The organism is Shewanella surugensis, assembly GCF_023284005.1.
Lineage (GTDB): Bacteria > Pseudomonadota > Gammaproteobacteria > Enterobacterales > Shewanellaceae > Shewanella > Shewanella surugensis.
In genome coordinates this window covers 1-21,435 of sequence record NZ_JAKIKS010000075.1, presented here as the reverse complement: position 1 = coordinate 21,435, position 21,435 = coordinate 1, and the positions used below count along the sequence as shown (strand labels likewise).

Sequence of the window (21,435 nt, the reverse complement as noted above, 5' to 3'; positions counted from 1 at the left end):
ACAGAAAACAAACTTAGAACGATGGAAAATAATGCGCCTATTTATATCATAAATGAGTAAGCATTAAGTCCTAAATCGTAAAATAAAACAACATAAAATCTATTATTTATCTACATTTAGGAAATTTTGCAGCAACTCGATTCCTTGCTCAGTCAAAATGGACTCTGGATGAAATTGAACCCCATACAAAGGTAAGTGTTGATGACGCATCGCCATGATCTCCATGCCATAAATAGGATCATCAAACCAAGCTTCTAATAAAAAACCCTGAGGAAGCGCCTCCACTAACAGAGAATGGTAACGAGTGACCGTTAACGGCTGGTTCAAGGCGTCAAACAGACTTTGGCCCGTATGATTAACCACACTGGTTTTACCATGCATCACACGCTTAGCACGAACCACCTTAGCACCATAAACTTGGGCAATCGCTTGATGACCTAAACACACGCCGAGAATAGGCAGTTTATCGGCAAAATAACGGATAGCAGCTAAAGAAATACCCGCCTCATTAGGCGTACAAGGACCAGGAGAAATAACCAGATGTGAAGGGGCTAAAGCACAAATATCAGTAAGAGTGACTTCATCATTACGCTTAACTACGACCTCTTGCCCTAACTGTTGAAAGTACTGCACTAGGTTATAGGTAAATGAATCGTAATTATCAATAATTAAAAGCATAAAGATTTATTGTATGAGTGTTAATTCAGCCATTAAGCCGCATAATTCGCCATAGTGAGCGAATAGAATAGTCTTAATATCAACCGTATTGAAAGACAAAAAAGCCAATCAGCTGATTGGCTTTTCAACGTGAGCAATCATCATATCATTAGCCACAAAACCGACTATCAATATGGCTATTTGACTAACGTTAAATGGCTACGACGTTTTGAACTATCAGCTTTATCGCGTTTGGTAACGCTTTTAGTCACGTTTTTGGTTGTTTCTAGCGATTCTTCAACAATCGCTAGACCTTGCTCCTCTGGTTCATCTGTCATTTGATAAGCTTCTTCCAAATCAAATACAGTCCCGGCACCATTTTCGCGTGCATAAATGGCAATCACTGAAGCCATAGGTAAAAACAACTGTTGTAATACACCACCAAAACGCGCGCTAAACTCAATACTCTCATTTGAGATCACCAGTTCAGAGACAGCACTGGATGCAATATTCAGTACAATTTGTCCATCTTTAACGTATTGTTGAGGCACCATGGTATTGGGTACATAAGCATCGATCACCACATGTGGCGTTAGCTCATTATCCATGAGCCATTCATAATAAGCTCTTAACAAATACGGACGATTCGGTGATAATTCTTTCATCACATACCCATACGCATTTCACGTTCGGTTTCAGTCAAAGAAGCTTTAAATGACTCACGATCAAATAGACGTGTCATATAGCCTTTAACCTCTTTTGCAACGCGGTTATCAAGTTCAATACCTAATTCAGGTAGGCGCCATAATAATGGACCTAAATAGCAATCAGCCAAGCCAAACTCCTCACTCATGAAATAAGGCATTTCAGTAAAGATAGGGGCGATAGCCGTTAAACTTTCTTGCAGCTCTTTACGGGCAGCATCAGCACGATCACCTTTTCGGATCCGCGCGACTAACGTGTACCAATCTGATTCAATACGGTGCATCATTAAACGTGTTTGACCACGAGAAACCGGATAGACAGGCATTAATGGTGGATGCGGAAAACGCTCATCCAAATACTCCATAATGATCCGTGAATTATACAACACGAGCTCACGATCAACCAAAGTTGGTACACTGTTGTAAGGATTAATTTCAATTAAATCCTCAGGCATATCATTAGGGTCAACCTGAAGTACATCGACAGTAACCCCTTTTTCAGCCAAAACAATACGAACTTGATGACTATAAAGGTCGTCAGCGCCTGAGTACAGGGTCATGATTGAGCGTTTATTGGCAGCAACAGCCATTGATACCCTCCGGGATCTATAAAAAAACAAAAATGCAAACGAGGGGCATAGCCCCTCGTTTACAACATGTGAATACGCTATTCTAACTCTTATTGGGGCTTAGTGTACATCTTTCCAATATTCTTTCTTTAATAGATAAGACAGAATAAAGAAAATAAATAAGAATCCAAGCACCCACCAACCTAAACTTTCACGCTCAAGTTTAACCGGATCACCTGAGTATACTAAAAATCCAGTAATATCTCGAACAACTTGATCATATTCTGCAGCTGATAAACTGCCACCCGTAGCCACTAAAGTCGTCACTTCAGTACCATCTTCTTGCTTAACAATTTGTTTTACAGGGACACCCTGTAAATCTTGCAAGACGTGTGGCATTCCCACTGATGGGAAAACAGTGTTATTCACACCAAATGGACGTGTTTCATCTTTGTAGTAACCTTTAAGATAAGAGTAAATCCAATCTTCACCACGAACACGAGCAACCAACGTTAAATCAGGTGGCACGGCACCAAACCATTTAGCAGCGTCGTCTTCAGGGATCGCATTCTCCATCAATTCGCCAATTTTGGTATCACCGTATAAATACTTCTGGCTCATCTCATCAAGAGGGATCCCAAGATCAGTAGCCACTCGCTCATACCGCTGGTATTGAGTGCTGTGACAACCAGAACAATTATTTTGAAATAAATCCAAACCTCGTTGTAATGATGCTTGATCATGTAAATCAATATTGGCGCTTTCTAGGTGGATATTGCCACCCGATGCCATTGCCAATGTCGGAATCAAAGTAACTAATGCAATCAATAATTTTTTCATTAGTGTGTCACCCTCTCTGGTACTGGTTTGGTTTTTTCATTCTTACTGTAAATCCACAGCCATAAGAAGAAACCAAAATAAGTCACAGTAAAGATCCGCGCTGCAATCGTTAGCTCAGGTGTCGCAGGCACCGCACCCAAATATCCTAAGATAATAAAAGAGATTGCAAATTGACTAATATTTATTTTATGCGTCATGCTGCGGTAGCGAATTGATTTCACTTTACAGCGATCTAACCAAGGTAGAATAAACAACACGACAATCGCTAAGCCCATGCATATCACCCCAATCAACTTATCTGGAATAGCACGTAAAATGGCATAGAAAGGCGTGAAATACCAAACTGGTGCGATATGTTCTGGCGTTTTCATTGGGTTAGCCGCTTCAAAATTGGGCCCCTCAAGAAAATAACCACCGCCCTCAGGCATAAAGAACAAAATATAACAGAAGCCAATTAAGAAAACGGCCGTCCCCATGATATCTTTCACGGTATAATATGGATGGAATGGAATACCGTCTTTTGGCCAACCATTTTCATCTTTATTTTTCTTGATTTCAATACCATCAGGGTTGTTCGATCCCACTTCATGTAACGCAATTAAGTGTAGGAAAACTAAAACAACAAGTACTAAAGGCAAGGCGATAACATGCAAAGCAAAGAAACGATTTAATGTGGCACCAGAAACGACAAAGTCCCCCCTGATCCATAAGGTCAAATCATCACCAATAACGGGAATGGCACCAAACAAAGAGATAATGACCTGGGCACCCCAATAGGACATTTGCCCCCAAGGCAATAAGTACCCCATAAAGGCTTCAGCCATCAAGACTAAGAAGATTAGCATGCCAAATAGCCATAATAATTCTCTTGGTTTTTGATAAGAGCCATAGAGTAAGCCACGGAACATATGCAAATAGACCACCAAGAAAAAGGCTGAGGCCCCGGTAGAGTGCATATATCGTAATAGCCAGCCATACTCGACATCACGCATGATGTACTCAATAGAGGCGAAAGCCCCTTCTGAGGTAGGCACATAATTCATCGTTAACCAAATACCCGTAATCAACTGATTTACAAGTACAAGTAAAGCTAGCGAACCAAAGAAATACCAAAAGTTAAAGTTGGTTGGTGTCGCATACTGACCGACATGACGATTATATGTCGCGGTCATAGGAATACGTTCATCAATCCAGTCTACTAGATTTTTAATCATGAAGTAGCCCCTTCGTCTTCGCCAATAATTACGGTACCGTCATCGAGATATTGATGCGGTGGGATCACTAAATTCAATGGTGCAGGTACACCTTGAAAAACGCGACCTGACATGTCAAATTTAGAGCCATGACAAGGACAGAAAAATCCAGACGTGACACCTTTGACTTGCTCACCAAAAGAATCAGGCTGATAGGTTGGCGAACAACCTAAATGCGTACATAAACCAACGGCGATGAAATACTCAGGATTAATCGAACGACCAACATTCTGTGCATAAATAGGCTGTTGAGGCTCTAATGAATCGGGATCACGTAGTTGATCATTATGTGTTGGTAGCTCAGTAAGAACCGCTTCAGTACGACGGACAACCCATACAGGTTTCCCACGCCACTCAACACGGATCAATTGACCGGGCTCGACTTTGCTAATATTTACTTGAACCGGTGCACCTGCAGCTTTCGCTTTGGCACTCGGATTCCATGACTTAATAAAAGGAACCGCTACAGCGACGGCACCAGCACCACCCACTACGGCGGTTGCTGCGGTCAGGAATCTGCGGCGTCCGGTATTGACTGGCGCATTGCTCATCCACTTATCTCCAGAGAGTGTTGGAATTTTTGTTTTATAACGTTACTTGAAATCAAGCTTATATGCTGAAATCAATTAACATAGATTTGAGGCGCGCTCATTATAGCCAAAAATTAGAAACAGATCATAGTGAAAATACACAAGTATATTAACTATGTTAACTTAAGCGACATTTATGTATAAAAAACAAACAAGGGAAATGACAAGAGGCGATGATGAGCTGTTACAAATGTATATTAATGTGCTCATTCATGATCTCATCGAAAGCTGAGCCTTATAGTGCTTAGGAAAGAATACATTCCAAAGGAGCTTATAAGCAGATATAAAAAAGCCCGAACACTGTCGGGCTTTTTTAATGATCCATTTTTCAGCTCAGATTATTGACCCATTGGACTCTTCATGTATTTGAAGAATTCACTATCAGGATCTAAAATCATCACATTTGAACCATTAGCAAAACTAGCTTTATAAGCATCTAAACTGCGTAAGAAGCTGTATAAATCCGGAGCCTTAGTATATGCGTCAGCATAAATTTTAGCCGCTAAGGCATCGCCTTCACCACGGGTGGTTAATGCTTTACGCTGTGCTTCTGCAATTTGAACGGTGACACTCGCATCAGTTTTTGCACGAATGATTTCAGCTTGCTCACGACCTTGAGCACGATGCTCTTTAGCAACGGCTTGACGCTCAGCACGCATACGTTGATAAATACTGCTGCTCACGTTTGCAGGTAAATTAATTTGCTTAACACGTACATCAACCACTTTAATGCCTAAATCTGCTGCGCTATCGGCTGCGTTTTTAAGGGCATCAGATTGCATTTCATCACGTTCACCTGAAACAATCTGTTTAATGGTACGACGACCAAATTCAGTACGAAGATCGTTATTAATCTTACGCTGCAATAACGATTCAGCAGTGGCTTTTTGACCGCCATTGGTCGATAAGTAATAACGCTCAAAGTCCATAATCTTCCACTTAACATAGGAATCGACCATCAGATCTTTCTTTTCAGAAGTCACAAAACGATCTGCTTGTCCATCAAGTGTTTGAATACGCGCATCAAGGTATTTAACTTTATCCAACATCGGGACTTTTAAATGCAGTCCAGGTTGATAAACTTTAGTCTTACCATCAACCTTAATAATGACGCCAAAACGAGACACAATGGCTCTTTCACCTTCATTCACAACCATCAAGGATGATAAGCCAATTGCAATAATTAAAGCGATGATAATCGCCGTTAATTTACCCATGATTAATTTCTCCCCTGCCGAGTACGTTCACTACGACTTGAGCGACCGTCCAATGGAATGCTACTTGGGATCCCAGAAACGCTCGCAGGCATCACCTGAGTCGTATTCTTCATGGTATTACTCTTTTGCTTTGTTGATGTTGACTCCATTAACTTATCTAAAGGTAAATACATCATATTATTACTGTTTTTAGAATCAACTAAGACTTTGCTTGTCCCTGATAGTACCGCTTGCATCGCATCTAAGTAAAGACGCTCACGAGTGACATTCGGCGCGGCTAGATATTCAGGCAATAGCTTATTAAAACTAGCGACTTGACCTTCAGCTTCTAAACTCACACGCTGTTTATATGCATTCGCTTGCTCTTCCATACGCTGTACTTGGCCGCGCGCTTTTGGCTCAATCTCACGAGAGTAAGCTTCTGCTTCACGAATAAAACGCTGCTGATCTTCTTGTGCTGAAATAGCATCATCGAACGCATTTTTCACTTGCTCAGGAGGACGAGCGGGTAAAAAGTTCACATCAACGATGTCGATACCCGTATTATAAGGCTTCATAATACGATTAATCTCATCCCAAGTGTCACGGCGAATTTGATCCCGCCCTGTCGTTAAGATATCGTCCATCGTATTGTGACCAACAACGAATCTGAGCGCACTATCGGTCGCTTCGCGTAAACTACTGTCGGCATTCACGACACTATAGAGGTAATCTTTCGCATTCACGATACGATATTGGACATCCATTTCAACCTGAACAAGGTTTTCATCCTTCGTTAGCATACTGCCTGAAGCCGGAATCGATCTCACCGTTGAAACGTTAACAGGGGTCACTGTATCGATAAAAGTGGCCTTCCAATGCAGGCCGGGGCCCACTTCACCGATATACTGACCAAACCTTAATACCACGCCTTTTTCAGCTTCTTTTACTGTATAAAAACCCGATAATCCCCACGCAACCGCGAGAATACCTAATACAATTAAAACCGCAAATGAACTGACACCTGAGCCACTGCCTTTGCCGCCAAAGCGCTTAATCAAATTACGATAGACTTCATCTAAATCTGGTGGGCCTTTATCATTCCCACTTTTTTTCCCCCAAGGGTCATTGCCCTTGTTACCGGGCTCGTTCCAAGCCATTTAGTACTCCGTATACATGTATAAAATAAAAGAAACGACTAAATATTAGCTTCTACTGTATCATTTTCTTCAACAATAAAAGCGGTTAATTCCCCATCACTCTGTTTCACTAATCGTAGCCAATCAGTTTCCAACAAACGCACAGACAAAATACAGTTACCGAATTCGTCATATTCCTTTGCTTGTATGGCATCCAGCCGATAAAAATGCCCAAGATAATGTCCAGCTTGAACAGGGATCCGTAACGTAAAATGACAACTCGTCTTACCCACTAATGCGTTAATGGCTTCCTGCAATAAGGCTAAGCCTTGCTGATGCTGGGCAGAAACCCAAACCCGCATTGGCTTACCTTCATCATCATAATCAATATGAGGGCTCACATCGTCTAATAAATCAATCTTATTACATACTATTAATTGTGGTATCTCCGCGGCTTCAATATCGTGAAGTACTTTTTGTACTTGTTCAAAATTGTCATCCATATTTTCATCTGCACAATCAACAATATGCAGCAACAAATCTGCCTGACGCGTTTCTTGTAATGTCGCCTTAAACGCGGCAACAAGATCATGAGGTAAATGACGAATAAACCCTACCGTATCGGCAAGAATAACGCTACCGTCACTAAGATCAAGTTTTCTTAACGTTGGATCTAAAGTCGCAAACAGTTGATCTGCCGCGTATACATCTGACGCCGTTAATACATTAAATAAGGTTGATTTTCCCGCATTGGTATAGCCAACTAAAGACACTGTAGCTAAATCACTACGATTACGTGCCCGCCGACTCTGTTCCCTTTGTTTGTCCACTTTTGCTAGACGTTTATTAATCGTTTTAATCCGACCTCTTAATAAACGTCTATCGGTTTCGAGCTGGGTTTCACCCGGCCCACGCATACCAATGCCACCTTTTTGCCTCTCTAAATGCGTCCAACCTCTAATTAAGCGCGTTGACATGTGGCGCAATTGCGCTAGCTCCACTTGCAACTTGCCTTCATAGGTTCTCGCTCTTTGAGCAAAAATATCTAAAATCAATGTAGTACGGTCTAATACACGACATTGGCACAAAAGCTCAAGATTTCTCTCTTGAGCAGGACTTAATGCGTGATTAAAAATCACCACATTAGCATCTGTAGCAGCAACCATAGCAGCTAATTCTTCAGCCTTTCCTGATCCTACGAAATATTTCCTATCAGGAGAGCGGCGGCTTCCGGTAATAACGCCTATAGACTGGGCTCCTGCTGACTCAACTAATAACTGCAGCTCAACAAGATCTTCTCTACTATCTTCATCGGAAAAATCAACATGAACAAGTACAGCATTTTCACCAGCCTCATAACGATCAAACAAAAAGTAAACTCCTTAAATTAAACGTCATCGTTTTCATCATTAGGTGCATTGTAACTCGGCTGCACATTCGGTGATGGCTGATGATTAGAAACATTAAATGGGCGAGAAGGCACGACAGTTGAAATGGCATGCTTATATACCATTTGGCTAACAGTGTTCTTCAATAAAATGACAAATTGATCAAATGACTCCACTTGACCTTGTAGCTTTATACCATTAACTAGATAGATTGATACAGGAACGCGCTCACGACGCAAAGCGTTCAAAAACGGGTCTTGTAAAGATTGCCCCTTAGCCATTTCTCATTTCCTTTTTATGTAATATTCAGTAATAAATTTAATAAAGAAAACTTTATTGTTTGGTTTTAGTATTATACAGCTGCAGCTAATAAGCTAGCGACACAGTCGCATTATTGTGGCAAGATTATTTTGCTCACCGCTTTCTAGCCAATTTAATTCTGGCCATCCTCGTAACCATGTTAGTTGACGCTTAGCCAATTGCCTAGTCGCGACGACAGCTTTTTCAACCATAATACCATATTCAATGTCACCATTTAGGTATTCCCAACATTGACGATAACCAACACAACGCATTGATGGTAAATCTAAATGTAGATCCTTTCTGGCTTTCAATTTTTGAACTTCTTCAACAAACCCTTCAGCTAACATCCCGCTGAATCTCTGCTCAATAGTCTTGTGTAACATCTTTCTATCCTTGGGTGCAATCGCAAATTGCACAACAGCATAAGGAAATGTATCAGATTTTGTTTGAGAAAGCTCCGTTAAAGAACGCCCCGTAAGCCTAAAAACTTCTAAAGCGCGTGATAGCCTCTGAGGATCATTTGGATGGATCCTTGCTGCGGAAACGGGGTCTATCTGCGCTAATTCATCATATAAACTTTGCCAGCCTCGCGTTTCAGCTTCTATTGCTATCTGTTTACGTATCTTTGCATCTGCCGCAGGTAAGGGAGATAACCCTTCGAGTAATGCCTTAAAATAAAGCATTGTTCCCCCAACGAGTAAGGGGATTTTACCTCGCTGAAAAATATTCTCTATTTCATTCAATGCGTCTCGCCTAAAATCAGCAGCAGAATAGCTCTCATTGGGTTCGATTATATTAATCAAACGATGAGGTGCACTTTGCAACTCTGCTAAGCTCGGCTTTGCCGTTCCAATATCCATCCCTTTGTAAATTAAGGCTGAATCTACAGATATGATTTCACAATTAAACTCTGCTACAAGCTTTATCGCCAATGCGGTTTTGCCGGATGCTGTCGGTCCCATCAAGGTAATGACTTTCTGAGATATCTCTTTACTCACTGGTATTCTCTTTTAACCATGCTTGCCAAGGAAGCCTGACAGCTTGCATTATCGTTGTTTCTTGAAGACTGTCATCTAATTCAGTCCACTTTAACCAAATATCTGACGGTGCAGTAAATTTTATTTTATTAACATCGGTTAACCAAGCCACTAAGGCTATTTCATTTGGCTCTTCAAATCTTATCCATTGAAGCAGTTCAGGAATAAGCGTTGCTAACTGACAATCTCTTAAATATGGGGGCACTTTCTTTATTATCAACTGCCCAAGCCGAATTGATAACTCAATTCCTAATTTTTTAAGTAATAAATTTCTTAGTGCAATCGTGTCAATCCAATCAGGATCGGCAGAGATAGAGACGGGCATCAATAAGGGCTGTCCAATCAGTCCGTTTGTCAGCTTACGGCTTATTTCATTTTGCAAAACAACAATAGCAACTTCTGATATCTTTAGTAGCTGTAAATCTTCACTTTTCGTTATCACCCAATACTCCCCGCCTAAAATAACAGGCATTGTCAGGTGCGAATGTACGCTCCGCTTTAAAGTCGCCACAGAGGTATTTGTCGTCAGTAATGCCCCATAAGAAGCAATCTCTGCTTTAGAAGGTAATTCAGCCCGTTTACTCTCTTGTACTGAGAATAGCGGCTGACGAAACGACTGCTTTGTACCCTCTTCGAGCATGAGATCGTCTTCAAGCTCTGTAGCACTCAATAACATTGATTCTTTGCCTACTGTTGATGCTGGCTGAGCATCATCAATATGGCTATTTTCTGCTGTACTAGCTGTATGTTCCCTTAACCTTATTGGTGTTTGTGAATTTTTGTACTCAGCTATTGGAATAATGTGCTCTACAACATGGGACTTAGCCTCTGTTTGGCTCTGTGAGTTTAACGGTACATTTGATGATCCAGCGCTTTCAACAGTAGAAAATGCCTTTACACCTGCATCATCCGCTTTAATAGCATTGCTATGGATCTGGATTAAGGCCGACTGTAAAGCTTGCAATAAATAGTCATGGACATATCGACTCTGATGAAATCGAACCTCATGCTTTGCAGGATGTACATTCACATCCACTTGATAAGGATCAATGGTCAACATTAATACATAACTTGGGTTAATCGTCAAATTCAACTCATTAAAAGCTTGCCTAACAGCATGATTAACCAAGCGATCACGGATTAATCGCCCATTAACATAGAAATACTGAATATCAGCGTGATTCGAATGAATTTCAGGGGATTGTAAATAACCGTTAAGTTTAAGATCACTATGCTCACAATCAATGTGTAGTGCCGTTTCAGCAAATACTTTACCGCATACTTGCCCTAAACGTTGAAGATATTGCGTTTGTGAATTGGCGCTGCGATAATTCCTCACCATCTTACCATTATGTTTTAAGGTAAAATGTACATTTTTTCTGGCTAAAACAATGCGTTTTAACCATTCATCAATATGCGTAAACTCTGTTTTATCACTCTTTAAAAAGCGCCGCCTAGCCGGCGTATTAAAAAATAAATCCACCACTTCAATGCTTGTTCCAACAGGGTGTGCTGCTGGTAAAACCTTCACCGCCATCTCAATACCCTCGGTTTGAGCTTTCCAAGCTTGGTTTTGTTCAAGGGTATTCGATGTTAATGTTAATCTGGATACTGAACTAATACTGGCTAATGCTTCGCCCCGAAAACCAAAACTTAAAATAGCGTCCAAATCATCTAAGCTACTCAACTTTGAAGTGGCATGGCGTGACAACGCAAGGGTTAAATCAGCCTTTTCTATTCCAGAGCCATTATCTCGAATACGAATTAACTTACTGCCACCTTTTTCAATTTCAATATCAACTTGCGATGCCCCAGCATCTAAACTGTTTTCAACCAGTTCTTTAATCACTGAAGCAGGCCTTTCCACCACTTCACCCGCCGCAATTTGATTGGCTAACTGCGGGGGCAATTTAAGAATACTCATGATAATACTTCCCAACCTTTCAAAGCCGTAACCAAAACACTGATCTGCAAACTCCCCTTGTAAAACACATTATACTTTGGGGATAATAAGTTTTTGTCCGATACGCAAGCCATTGGACTTCAATTGATTCGCTTTTTTAATACTGGCCATCGATACCCGATAACGTTGCGCTAATACTGACAAAGACTCACCTTTTCTCACGGTATGGCGTCTTTTAGCTTGGCTAGCAAGAAAAGAGTTTGTCGGTGGATAGGTCTTAAAATAAGACAACACACCTTTATAAACCGCATTCGATAATTTAGTTTGATGTTCTCTTTGCGTCAATAATTTTGCTTCTCGTGCATTCGAAATAAACCCAGTTTCTACCAATATCGATGGAATATCGGGTGATTTAAGCACCGCAAAGCTCGCTGATTCCGGTTTACTTTTATGTAATTGCGTTACTTTTCCTAAGTTTGTTAATACTTTCCCAGCAACATTGTGACTCATTGCCATTGATCTATCCATCGACATATCCAGCAAAGTCATGGCTAAATATTGCTCATTGTCGGTATTTTTAATGATCTCTCCAGCGCCGCCTAATAGCTCTGAATGCTTTTCTTTTTTCTCCAACCACCGACCTATCTCACTGTTTGCTCTACGCATAGAGAGCACCCAAACCGATGCTCCTTTGGGCCTAGAAGAGGTAAATGCATCGGCATGAATAGAAATCAATAAATCTGCTTTACTGTTACGCGCTATTTCAGAGCGTTTATTTAAATTAACAAAATAATCACCTGTGCGGGTCATCACCGCTTTCATACCGGGAGTCGAATTTATTTTTTTCGCTATTTTTTTCGCTATTTCAAGCACAACCTTTTTTTCATAAACGCCAGAAGCACCAATAGAACCGGGATCGTCTCCACCATGACCCGCATCAATAGCTACAATCACATCTCGCATTTTTTTAGGCGCAGTCAAGGTATTACTTTTCGCCGCTTGGCTGTCATCTAAATCAACCACCAAACGATTACCATACGGGGCTGTAGGAGATAAAGAAAATAAATTCGCTTTAACCGGTTTAACGAGATCAATCACCAGACGTAGTGTGCTTTTATTAGGCGGAGTACTGATCCTAATACCCTTAACAATTTTACTATTATTGGCTATTTTCTTAAGATTAACGGACGTTTGCCCTCCTTTTAAATCAACCACAACCCGATCAGGATTCGTTAAAATAAAATGTGAGTATTGAGGTGATCCACTTAAATCAAATACCACCCGAGTCGATTCAGGTGCAGCCCATATCCTGACTCCTGCAAGTTTATTTGCACCATAAGAGAATAAAGAAACAAAGCACGTCAATAAAAGGATAATTGATTGAATGAACAGTTTATTTTTTTTCATTATTAATACACGACAGCATGCTGTAACCTTTCTCTGTTTTTGCTTCTAAGGTTATTATTCTCTCCATCCCATCATATTTCATCAAAATGGCTACATCCGCCTCTGGGATCAATCCAAATCCACGATCTGGCCACTCAATTAACCCTATGCTGTTATCGGTGAAATAATCTCGTATCCCCATAAACTCAAGCTCTTCAGGATCAAGCAGTCGATATAAGTCAAAATGATAAACGACCATATCATTAAATTCATAAGGCTCAACTAACGCATAGGTTGGACTTTTCACTGCACCTTTATGACCTAACCCTTGTATCAATCCTCGACTTAATGTTGTTTTTCCTGCACCGAGATCGCCGCTCAGATAAAGTACACACGGCGCTTTCATTACACCGGCCAGTGCTGCTCCCAACGTCACAGTTTCATCTTCATTCCTAAGATGAAGTGTGACTGATGTTATTCTTGATATCATAGTTACTTCAATTAAGTGTAAACACATTATTTAAAGTCAGTATTTTATACTAAACGGCTGCTTATCTAAACAATCCCATTCAGATTTTAATGATATTCTCATTGAGGAGCTTGCGAATAAAAAGCATTAGATCACTGGCAAGCATACCTCTCTCCCCCTCTTTTATGGCTAAGTCGGCGGCTTTCCCATGTACGACAACACCTAGAATCGCTGCATGCAATGCCGTTAGCCCCTGAGCTAGTAATGCCCCAATAACGCCCGAAAGCACATCCCCACTGCCAGCTGTAGCCAGTCCTGGATTACCAACAGGTACCACAATCATCTGTTCTCCATCATAAATAAGAGTACCTGCACCTTTCAGTACAACGACTCCACCATATATTTGATAAATTTGCTTAACTGCCGAAAATCTATCTTGCTCAACCTCGACGCGAGAAATATCTAATAGCCTTGCGGCTTCCCCAGAATGAGGTGTTAATATCCAGTCACCATGGTGCCAACCTTGTCCTTTAAGTAAATTTAATGCATCCGCATCGACCACACAGTGTTTATTACAATGCTTGGCGGTATTCAATAAAGCTTCTCCCCATGGCCCCCTTCCAAGCCCTGGTCCAATCACTAGAACATCAGCCCAATCAAAGCGTTTTCGAACATCTTTATCTATCCTGTCGCAAGCACAAAACATTATTTCCGGTCTTCTACTGCTCACCACCATCAGATGCTCTGATTTAGAAATAACACTAACAAGACCCGCACCGGCTCGCAGACACGCTTCCGCCGCCATGCTTACGGCCCCAACCATCCCCGTGTCACCGCCGATAATCAACACCTTACCATTATCTCCTTTATGGCTATCTTTCTGTCTAGGTGGTAACATTTTCGCAAGATTAAGCTGAGAAACTTTTATAGTTTTCGATTCTGGTAGTTGATTAATCAATCCAACAAAAGCATGATGAACTTGCCCGGTGCAATGGCGTGCTCTCCCCGTATATAAACCTTGCTTTATACCACCAAATGATAAAGTGACATCGGCAATAATCGCCGATGAAAAAGCAAACCCAGTATCAGCATCGATACCCGATGGCACATCAAGGCTCAATACCCAAGCCTTACTCTCATTGACGGCACTAATAACACTTTCAAGTTCTGGTGTTAATTTCCCTTTTCGAAGCCCTGTCCCCAATAGACCATCAACAATCACCTGTGCGCCTAAAATAACACTCACATTAAAAGGTTGCACTGTACCACCTTGACTAAGATAAGCACCTTTTGCTCGTTCCAATTCAGTACTTAAATGAGTTTTATGATGAGACATGACACTCGCTTGGATCCCTGCATGTAATAATAAACTCGCTAGTAGATAAGTATCAGAACCATTATTGCCATTCCCCGCTAATAAATAAATCGGTTCCGCCGTTTTCTCTAACTGCTTTAATAATTCAAACGCAGCAGCTGCAGCGAATTCTACCAATCCAAATAATGAAGTATGCCCCTTATCGACAACTCGTATTTCAGCTTCTTTAATATGTTTACTTAAATAGAGAGTTGTAAAAGTTAATGCGTCATGGTTCATTTCTCCCTCCTTGAAATATGGCTTGTCATCATTTTAATGATATATGCATAGCTCTAAATAGCCTCCCCATTCTTGTCAATACATTTAACTACAACCTGTAATAAGTACATCAAAACCACAGCCCTTAACACAGTTCAATGAATGATAATTAATCTAATATCATGTATGGATCGAAATTGAAGGCTCTCGGAGTCAAAAACAAAATGGCTAATTTTATAATTAGAACTACATTAAATATAGAAAAGAGACTATTAGGCTTCAATCAATACACCAATAGGTAACATAATGACATGAATAACTCACGTAAAAGAAGGATCTTAATTGTGACTGTCGCCATTATCATTGCTGCTATTGGATCTTACTTTATCAAAGCCGATTATAAAGCAAAGCAACTCGCCGAACAGCCAGCTCCCACCGCTATTATCGTTGAAATGACAAAAACAAAATCCACAAACATAGGCACTGTCATTCATGCCGTTGGAACAATACAATCTTTTAGTGGTGTCATGCTACGAGCTCAAATTGCTGGCAGAATCACAGCCGTCAATGTGCGCTCTGGAAGTCATGTTAAACAGGGTACCATCATTATAGAGATTAACCCACAAGTGTTGGCAGCTCAACTTGCTGAAGCTCAAGCAGAACTCAAACTCACTGAATTTGAATACCAGCGTCAGAAAAAGCTCTACGACCGAAAAGTCATTTCATTAGAACAATTAACCACAGCCAAAAGTAATTATCTTATCAATAAAGCAAAAATTGTTTCCGCTCAACAATCATTAGATTTAGCCAGCACTAAAGCTGAATTTGACGGCCAAATAGGGCTCATTAATGTTGAAGTTGGGGATGGCGTTGATATTGGGCAAGAGTTAGCAAGCTTAGAAGTCATTGATCGCCTACGTGTTGAGTTCGCTATTCCTCAAAAATATATCAAGCTTGTCAAAAAAGGCGATAAAATCGACATCAGCTCAAGTACTGAGGGAAATAGTCCCAGCCATATTGGTACTGTATATGCCATCGATCCTTTACTGGATGAAGGTACACGCACCGCCAGTATACGTGCCGAAGTCTCACCCAAAGGATTAATTCCGGGTAGTTATGCCGAAATAAGCCTGATGCTCGATGATAAAAAACCAGCTTTACTCATTCCACAAACAGCCGTTATTCACTCGTTATACGGTAACTATGTGTATAAAGTCGTTGGTGGAAAAGCTAAACGTACCGTCATTTCATTAGGGGAAAGACAAGCCAATACAGTGATCGTCACCAAAGGACTACAAGCAGGGGATACGATTGTCAGCGCCGGATTACGAAAAGTATCAGACGGTGCCTTAATTAGCATGGGTCAACCAGAAAAAAACACTCCGCCACAGCCATCAAAAACATAAAGGATTCACAATAACCATGTTGATTCAAAGGTTTATTGAAAAACCAGTTTATGCTATTGCTCTTTGCCTGTTAATTATCCTGCTCGGTTTAGCCGCTTATAAAGAGCTGCCTGTAAGACACTTCCCTCTTCTTCCCACATCAGAAGTGACCATCACAACAGCCTTTCCAGGTGCAAGCCCAACAGTAATGGAAGAATTTGTGACCGTTCCAATGCAACGTGCATTAACCGGATTACAAGGCCTTGACTATTCCATGGCCAGTAATACAGCCGAACAAAGTCTGATCACTCTTAAATTTTTTATTGGAACCGATGTTGATGCCGCGCTATCCCAAATAGGCAATCGTATTAATGGACTCATGTGGGAATTACCGACTGGCATTAATAGCCCTGTTATCACTAAAATTGATCCTAATGCGGGTGCAACAAGCGGCATTCTTTATATCGAGAGTACTTCGAATACGTTAAATAATAAACAAATCACAGAATACCTACGTAATATTGTTGTACCTCGACTTGAAACGGTCTCTGGCGTCTACGAAATTAACATTTTTGGGGGAAGGCAATATGCGATGCGAATTTGGCTACTACCTGAAAAAATGGCTGCCCATAACGTTACCTCAGATGACATTACCACAGCATTAAATAACAATAACTTGCGTTCAACAACAGGCTCTCTTTATGGCGATCTCGTTAAAATTAATGTCAGTACCAATACTAATTTATCGAGCGTAACAGATTTTGATAATATCGTGATCCGCAATGAGAGTGGTCGTTTTGTTAGAATAAGAGACATCGGTTATAGCGAGTTTGGGGCGACAGACTACCAAAGTGGTGGCATTGTTCACGGAGAATCTGCTGTTATTTTAGGCATTACTGCAGCCGATAAAGCCAATTCGATAGAAACAGCTGATAACATCATTGCGTTACTTAAAGTCATCCAAGCCGATGCCCCTGATGGTTTTCATATCGCACCCAATTGGAACGTGACTCAATTTAGCAAACAATCGATTGAAGAAGTATATAAAACTTTTTTTGAGGCCGGCTTTTTTGTCTTTATTGTTATTTTTGTCTTTTTAGGCTCCTTACGTTCAATTACTATCCCCCTCGTTACCATTCCTTTATCCATGCTAGGCGCTGCAGCGGTTATGTGGATCATGGGATATAGTTTAAACGGTTTAACCTTACTGGCTTGGGTCCTTGCCATTGGCTTAGTGGTTGATGACTCCATTGTGGTATTGGAAAACATTCACCGCCACATGGAACAAGGCATGACTCGACTACAAGCCGCCATTGCCGGAGTCAAAGAACTGCGCTTTGCCATTTTTACCATCACCTTATCTGTTGCGACGGTGTTTGCTCCTATCGCCTTTGTTCCTGGATTCTCGGGGGCATTCTTTCAAGAGTTTGCTTTAACCATGTCTTTTGTTGTACTGGTATCAGGCATTCTCGCCTTATTCGTCACTCCTGTTATGTGTACTTATTTATTGCCTAAAAAAGGGCAGCAAACAAAACTGACTCACATTGCCGATGCGCTATTTCGCAAAGTGCGTATTGCTTATAAAAAAGTATTATCAGCAGTACTTCAAATGGAATGGATGGTCGCCATCGCCTTTATTATATTAATCTTAGGAGGAATAAAGTTATTTGAAGAGATCCCTTCTGAACTCATGCCCATAGAAGATACAGGTGCCATTAATATATTAGGCTTAGGCCCCAGTAATGCTAATTATGAATATTTAGTCAAATACACTAAACCCATTAACGATATTTACGCCTCTATCCCAGAAAAAAGATCATCGGGTATGATTAACGGTATCCCATTATTTGGCGCAACCAACAGTATTAGTTGGATCTTATTAAAACCACAAAATCAACGTAAACGCAGTGAGGATGAAATTCTTCAAGAAATACAAGAAAAAGCCGCAGCAATTCCCGGCATCCAAGCATTTGCTTTTAAACTGAACACCGTTCCAGGTGGGACTCAGCAACCTTTAAGTTTTGTCTTGAAATCTGCCGATACCTATGAACAAATGAGCTTTCATGTCGATAAACTGTTAGCTGACTTAACCCTTTATCCTGGTATAACCAATCCAAGTACGACATTTAGGATCGATAAACCTCAACTGCAAGTTGCCATAAACCGTGATAAAGCCGCCGACTTAGGGGTGACGGTTAACGATATTGAAAGCACACTCAATACCATGCTGGGTAAACCTGTTGTCGGCTTTTTCGGCTTAGACGGCTACGATTATGAAGTGATCCCACAAGTCCCTCAAGCCTATCGTATGAATCCAAGTGATTTAAATCAGATGTATGTCAGAGCGGCGAACGGTGAAATGGTGTCCTTAGAAAATGTCATTAGCTATTCAGAAACTGTCATTCCACAAAGCTTAGATCAGTTTGATCAAATGCGCTCAGCTACCATCACAGCCAGTATTGGAAATCACTTTTCCTTAAGCCAAGCCATCGATTACTTAAAAAATTACGTCGATACGCAAATGCCTAATAATTACAATTATGACTTTACGGGTGAAGCGCGTGATCTATTACGCTCAGGCAGCCAACTTGCTACCGCTTTTGGCTTCGCCTTAGCGTTAATTTATTTATTATTAGTTGTCCATTTTAATAATTTCCTCGATCCTTTTATTGTCATGCTAAGTGTTCCTTTGGCGATTGTCGGGGCGTTATATGCCATGTATATGACCGATACCACTTTAAGCATCTACACTAAAATCGGTTTGATTATGTTAGTTGGACTCATTAGTAAAAATGGCATTTTAATTGTTGATTTTGCGAATAACCTACGCAGAGAAGGAATGAATGTTCGTCAAGCCATCATTAACGGAGCTTCTATCCGTTTGAGACCTATTTTAATGACAGCATTATCCATGATCTGTGGCGCCTTACCCTTAGTTATCTCTGATGGACCAGGCTCCGTTGCACGTAACCAAATTGGTTGGGTGATCATAGGTGGAATGGCGTTAGGGACCTGTTTAAGCTTATTTGTTGTCCCCACAGCCTATTTAACCATTAATAAAATACTGGGTCGAAAAGAAGCTTTTCAGGACACTAAATCAACCTGAACTCGGTTTAATCCTTGCCACTTAATACCGCTATGGCTATCCCGAATTCAGGTGATCAACAGACAATGTTGTTTATGATTGTAAAATAGGGTCGCTTGACAAGGTTTTATTTTTGGTTATATGGCGCCATAACATCGGAGCGACGATAACAAACATAATCATTGTCGATACCGGCAAGACTAACCAAATGCCATTGATCCCCATCCACTTAGGTAAAAAATATAAAAAAGGCAGCTGAATAAATAAGTTCCCTATTGAGATCCACAATGAACGACCGCCGATGCCTACGGCCATAAAATACATACTGGCCAGCACAATAATCCCATCTAAAAACATCGCAAAAAGATGCAAACGGATCCCTAAGATGGCTGCTTGGATTAATACCGGATCAGAATCATTAAAAAAGCCTATTATGGTATAAGGAAATAAATTTAATATTGCAGTCCAAATCAAACCAGCCACCACTGTTGCTTTAGCAGACAGCAGCACCATCTTTCTAATGTTTTTTGGTTGTGATGCACCATAGAAAAAACTCACAGGGGGCTGCATACCTTCCGCTAAGCCTTCGGCAACGAGGTAATAAAGCACCATCAAATAACCCACAATAGCGAAGGCACCAACATTCACAGAGGTGCCATATTCCATGAATAAACGATTATGCAGTGCAAAAACAAAGCTGACATATAAATACATTACAAAGCTAGAAGCACCCAATAACACGATCCTCTTAGCAAGCGGTAGGCTAAATACAAAATACTCTCTTCTAAACTCAATCTGAGACTGCTTGGAACAAAAATAGATTAAGCCACCAATACAAACCGATAATTGAGCAAAAAGGGTTGCCATTGCCGCCCCTTTCAAACCTAAATTAAATTGAACAATAAAAAGATAATCTAAAACTATATTTAAAACCGCGCCAAATATTAGTAATCCAGTCGCCATTCTCGGTGCTTCATTGTTTCGAATAAAGATTGGCATAGCGGCAGCACACAAGGTCACTATACCACCGGCCACAAAGACACTGAGATACTGAGATACTGAGATACTGAGATACTGCTCTGCAATCAATAGCGTCTCACCGATTCCTCCTTGAGCCATTAAAAAGCCTCTGCCACCAAAAAATAATAATAAAAAAACTATGACCCCGAATCCAAGCATTAATATTCCTGAAGTACTTAATATTTGAACTGTTTTTTTCTGGTGACTCAACGCCCGCCCCATCTCGCTCTGCCCACGAGTGATGGAGATTAAGCTCCCATACCAATCATCAATCCTAGGCCTGCAATCACATAAATAATAGGCCATACCATATTAACGCCAGCTAATCCTTGTTGACCTAAATAATGACCAATAAAAATGCCATCAACAATTTGATAAATACCATTCACTAACATTGCTGCAATTGATGGAAAAGCGTAACGCCAGAAAGTGCGTTTAATATTAACATCGGTAGACTTTAAGCTGACTTGCATTTATATAACTTATCTCTAAGAAAACAACGTTAACGAGACTACCCTGCTAAAATAGATAAATAAAATCACATTCTATCTGTATTTCGGATAGATGAACGAGATCTGAGCACATGAACTGGACACTCGCGCAATTAGAAATGTTCGTACTCGCAGTCACACAAGGATCATTTTCTGCTGCGGCACGTAAACTAGGACGCGCTCAATCAAGAGTCAGTACTGCCATTGCCAATTTAGAAACCGATTTAGGCTTTGTTTTATTCGATAGAAATGGAAAATTTCCTGTTTTAACGAAAAATGGTAATGATATGTTTGTTCAAGCCCAAGCCATAATCGAACAATTTCAGCGCTTACAATCTAGGGGGTGTTGACAATTGGCCATGATTAGCTGATTAAGATACAATTTTTCTCTTTGAAATTCATATGTCTCGTAAAATGATTAGCGATAAGCAGTGGCGACGAATTCAT

At 40.7% G+C, this 21,435-nt stretch carries 19 protein-coding genes and 1 pseudogene; 3 read left to right on the top strand and 17 right to left on the bottom strand.

Annotation, left to right across the window (positions count from 1 at the left end):
* Nucleotides 1-102: 102 nt before the first annotated feature.
* The 15 genes from L2764_RS17155 to L2764_RS17085 all read right to left on the bottom strand — a co-directional run bounded on the left by L2764_RS17155 (nucleotide 103) and on the right by L2764_RS17085 (nucleotide 15,028).
* The gene (locus tag L2764_RS17155; RefSeq protein ID WP_248941548.1) at nucleotides 103-678 is read right to left on the bottom strand and encodes an anthranilate synthase component II; all 576 of its coding nucleotides are present in this window, start codon (nucleotides 676-678) and stop codon (nucleotides 103-105) included.
* Nucleotides 679-854: 176 nt separating this feature from the next.
* Entirely contained in the window at nucleotides 855-1,322 is a 468-nt protein-coding gene (locus tag L2764_RS17150; protein WP_248941547.1) for a ClpXP protease specificity-enhancing factor, read from the bottom strand.
* Nucleotides 1,322-1,951 (bottom strand): stringent starvation protein SspA, encoded by a 630-nt coding sequence (gene sspA / locus L2764_RS17145; RefSeq protein ID WP_248941546.1) that lies wholly within the window; start codon nucleotides 1,949-1,951, stop codon nucleotides 1,322-1,324. Before sspA ends, L2764_RS17150 begins: the two co-directional genes overlap by 1 nt.
* Nucleotides 1,952-2,050: 99 nt before the next feature.
* Complete coding sequence (locus L2764_RS17140) at nucleotides 2,051-2,770, bottom strand: cytochrome c1 (RefSeq protein ID WP_248941545.1); 720 nt, start codon at nucleotides 2,768-2,770, stop codon at nucleotides 2,051-2,053.
* The gene (locus L2764_RS17135) at nucleotides 2,770-3,984 is read right to left on the bottom strand and encodes a cytochrome b (protein ID WP_248941544.1); all 1,215 of its coding nucleotides are present in this window, start codon (nucleotides 3,982-3,984) and stop codon (nucleotides 2,770-2,772) included. The genes L2764_RS17140 and L2764_RS17135 overlap by 1 nt, the downstream gene beginning before the upstream one ends.
* The gene (gene petA / locus L2764_RS17130) at nucleotides 3,981-4,574 is read right to left on the bottom strand and encodes a ubiquinol-cytochrome c reductase iron-sulfur subunit (RefSeq protein ID WP_248941543.1); all 594 of its coding nucleotides are present in this window, start codon (nucleotides 4,572-4,574) and stop codon (nucleotides 3,981-3,983) included. Before petA ends, L2764_RS17135 begins: the two co-directional genes overlap by 4 nt.
* Before the next feature lie 377 nt (nucleotides 4,575-4,951).
* Nucleotides 4,952-5,830, bottom strand: a complete 879-nt coding sequence (gene hflC / locus L2764_RS17125) for a protease modulator HflC (protein WP_248941542.1) — start codon at nucleotides 5,828-5,830, stop codon at nucleotides 4,952-4,954.
* 2 nt (nucleotides 5,831-5,832) lie between these two features.
* The gene (gene hflK / locus L2764_RS17120; RefSeq protein WP_248941541.1) at nucleotides 5,833-6,969 is read right to left on the bottom strand and encodes an FtsH protease activity modulator HflK; all 1,137 of its coding nucleotides are present in this window, start codon (nucleotides 6,967-6,969) and stop codon (nucleotides 5,833-5,835) included.
* Nucleotides 6,970-7,007: 38 nt separating this feature from the next.
* Entirely contained in the window at nucleotides 7,008-8,318 is a 1,311-nt protein-coding gene (hflX, locus tag L2764_RS17115) for a ribosome rescue GTPase HflX (RefSeq protein WP_248941540.1), read from the bottom strand.
* A gap of 17 nt (nucleotides 8,319-8,335) precedes the next feature.
* Nucleotides 8,336-8,617, bottom strand: coding sequence for an RNA chaperone Hfq (hfq, locus tag L2764_RS17110; RefSeq protein WP_248941539.1), 282 nt, complete (start codon nucleotides 8,615-8,617; stop codon nucleotides 8,336-8,338).
* Nucleotides 8,618-8,710: 93 nt separating this feature from the next.
* A complete protein-coding gene (gene miaA / locus L2764_RS17105) occupies nucleotides 8,711-9,637 on the bottom strand; it encodes a tRNA (adenosine(37)-N6)-dimethylallyltransferase MiaA (RefSeq protein ID WP_248941538.1) in 927 nt (308 codons plus the stop codon).
* Nucleotides 9,630-11,600: a DNA mismatch repair endonuclease MutL gene (mutL, locus tag L2764_RS17100; protein ID WP_248941536.1), complete on the bottom strand. Its 1,971-nt coding sequence runs from the start codon at nucleotides 11,598-11,600 to the stop codon at nucleotides 9,630-9,632. Before mutL ends, miaA begins: the two co-directional genes overlap by 8 nt.
* A 69-nt stretch (nucleotides 11,601-11,669) precedes the next feature.
* On the bottom strand, nucleotides 11,670-12,986 hold the full coding sequence (locus tag L2764_RS17095) for an N-acetylmuramoyl-L-alanine amidase (protein WP_248941534.1): 1,317 nt from the start codon (nucleotides 12,984-12,986) through the stop codon (nucleotides 11,670-11,672).
* Nucleotides 12,973-13,443 carry a tRNA (adenosine(37)-N6)-threonylcarbamoyltransferase complex ATPase subunit type 1 TsaE gene (tsaE, locus tag L2764_RS17090; protein ID WP_248941553.1) on the bottom strand — a complete coding sequence of 157 codons (471 nt, stop codon included), beginning with the start codon at nucleotides 13,441-13,443 and terminating at the stop codon, nucleotides 12,973-12,975. The genes L2764_RS17095 and tsaE overlap by 14 nt, the downstream gene beginning before the upstream one ends.
* Before the next feature lie 91 nt (nucleotides 13,444-13,534).
* Nucleotides 13,535-15,028 carry an NAD(P)H-hydrate dehydratase gene (locus L2764_RS17085; RefSeq protein ID WP_248941532.1) on the bottom strand — a complete coding sequence of 498 codons (1,494 nt, stop codon included), beginning with the start codon at nucleotides 15,026-15,028 and terminating at the stop codon, nucleotides 13,535-13,537.
* Nucleotides 15,029-15,318: 290 nt separating this feature from the next.
* On the opposite strand from L2764_RS17085, the gene L2764_RS17080 reads away from it, so the two are divergent.
* Nucleotides 15,319-16,413, top strand: coding sequence for an efflux RND transporter periplasmic adaptor subunit (locus L2764_RS17080; protein WP_248941530.1), 1,095 nt, complete (start codon nucleotides 15,319-15,321; stop codon nucleotides 16,411-16,413).
* Nucleotides 16,414-16,429: 16 nt separating this feature from the next.
* Complete coding sequence (locus L2764_RS17075; protein ID WP_248941528.1) at nucleotides 16,430-19,498, top strand: efflux RND transporter permease subunit; 3,069 nt, start codon at nucleotides 16,430-16,432, stop codon at nucleotides 19,496-19,498.
* A 72-nt stretch (nucleotides 19,499-19,570) separates the two neighbouring features.
* On the opposite strand, the gene L2764_RS17070 is transcribed toward L2764_RS17075, so the two are convergent.
* Both L2764_RS17070 and L2764_RS17065 read right to left on the bottom strand, forming a co-directional pair.
* A complete protein-coding gene (locus tag L2764_RS17070) occupies nucleotides 19,571-20,719 on the bottom strand; it encodes an MATE family efflux transporter (RefSeq protein ID WP_248941527.1) in 1,149 nt (382 codons plus the stop codon).
* Between the two features lie 26 nt (nucleotides 20,720-20,745).
* Nucleotides 20,746-20,970 (bottom strand): MATE family efflux transporter, encoded by a 225-nt coding sequence (locus L2764_RS17065; RefSeq protein ID WP_248941524.1) that lies wholly within the window; start codon nucleotides 20,968-20,970, stop codon nucleotides 20,746-20,748.
* A 110-nt stretch (nucleotides 20,971-21,080) separates the two neighbouring features.
* Between L2764_RS17065 and L2764_RS17060 the strand changes: the two are divergent.
* Nucleotides 21,081-21,329: pseudogene (locus L2764_RS17060) on the top strand (LysR family transcriptional regulator); the annotation flags it as partial.
* Nucleotides 21,330-21,435 lie beyond the last annotated feature (106 nt).

What these genes read in the sequence shown, in the direction of transcription:
- L2764_RS17155 (WP_248941548.1), bottom strand. Translation starts at nt 678, where the DNA reads ATGCTTTTAATTATTGATAATTACGATTCATTTACCTATAACCTAGTG.
- L2764_RS17150 (WP_248941547.1), bottom strand. Translation starts at nt 1,322, where the DNA reads ATGAAAGAATTATCACCGAATCGTCCGTATTTGTTAAGAGCTTATTAT.
- sspA (WP_248941546.1), bottom strand. Translation starts at nt 1,951, where the DNA reads ATGGCTGTTGCTGCCAATAAACGCTCAATCATGACCCTGTACTCAGGC.
- L2764_RS17140 (WP_248941545.1), bottom strand. Translation starts at nt 2,770, where the DNA reads ATGAAAAAATTATTGATTGCATTAGTTACTTTGATTCCGACATTGGCA.
- L2764_RS17135 (WP_248941544.1), bottom strand. Translation starts at nt 3,984, where the DNA reads ATGATTAAAAATCTAGTAGACTGGATTGATGAACGTATTCCTATGACC.
- petA (WP_248941543.1), bottom strand. Translation starts at nt 4,574, where the DNA reads ATGAGCAATGCGCCAGTCAATACCGGACGCCGCAGATTCCTGACCGCA.
- hflC (WP_248941542.1), bottom strand. Translation starts at nt 5,830, where the DNA reads ATGGGTAAATTAACGGCGATTATCATCGCTTTAATTATTGCAATTGGC.
- hflK (WP_248941541.1), bottom strand. Translation starts at nt 6,969, where the DNA reads ATGGCTTGGAACGAGCCCGGTAACAAGGGCAATGACCCTTGGGGGAAA.
- hfq (WP_248941539.1), bottom strand. Translation starts at nt 8,617, where the DNA reads ATGGCTAAGGGGCAATCTTTACAAGACCCGTTTTTGAACGCTTTGCGT.
- mutL (WP_248941536.1), bottom strand. Translation starts at nt 11,600, where the DNA reads ATGAGTATTCTTAAATTGCCCCCGCAGTTAGCCAATCAAATTGCGGCG.
- L2764_RS17095 (WP_248941534.1), bottom strand. Translation starts at nt 12,986, where the DNA reads ATGAAAAAAAATAAACTGTTCATTCAATCAATTATCCTTTTATTGACG.
- L2764_RS17085 (WP_248941532.1), bottom strand. Translation starts at nt 15,028, where the DNA reads ATGAACCATGACGCATTAACTTTTACAACTCTCTATTTAAGTAAACAT.
- L2764_RS17080 (WP_248941530.1), top strand. Translation starts at nt 15,319, where the DNA reads ATGAATAACTCACGTAAAAGAAGGATCTTAATTGTGACTGTCGCCATT.
- L2764_RS17075 (WP_248941528.1), top strand. Translation starts at nt 16,430, where the DNA reads ATGTTGATTCAAAGGTTTATTGAAAAACCAGTTTATGCTATTGCTCTT.
- L2764_RS17070 (WP_248941527.1), bottom strand. Translation starts at nt 20,719, where the DNA reads ATGGGGCGGGCGTTGAGTCACCAGAAAAAAACAGTTCAAATATTAAGT.
- L2764_RS17065 (WP_248941524.1), bottom strand. Translation starts at nt 20,970, where the DNA reads ATGCAAGTCAGCTTAAAGTCTACCGATGTTAATATTAAACGCACTTTC.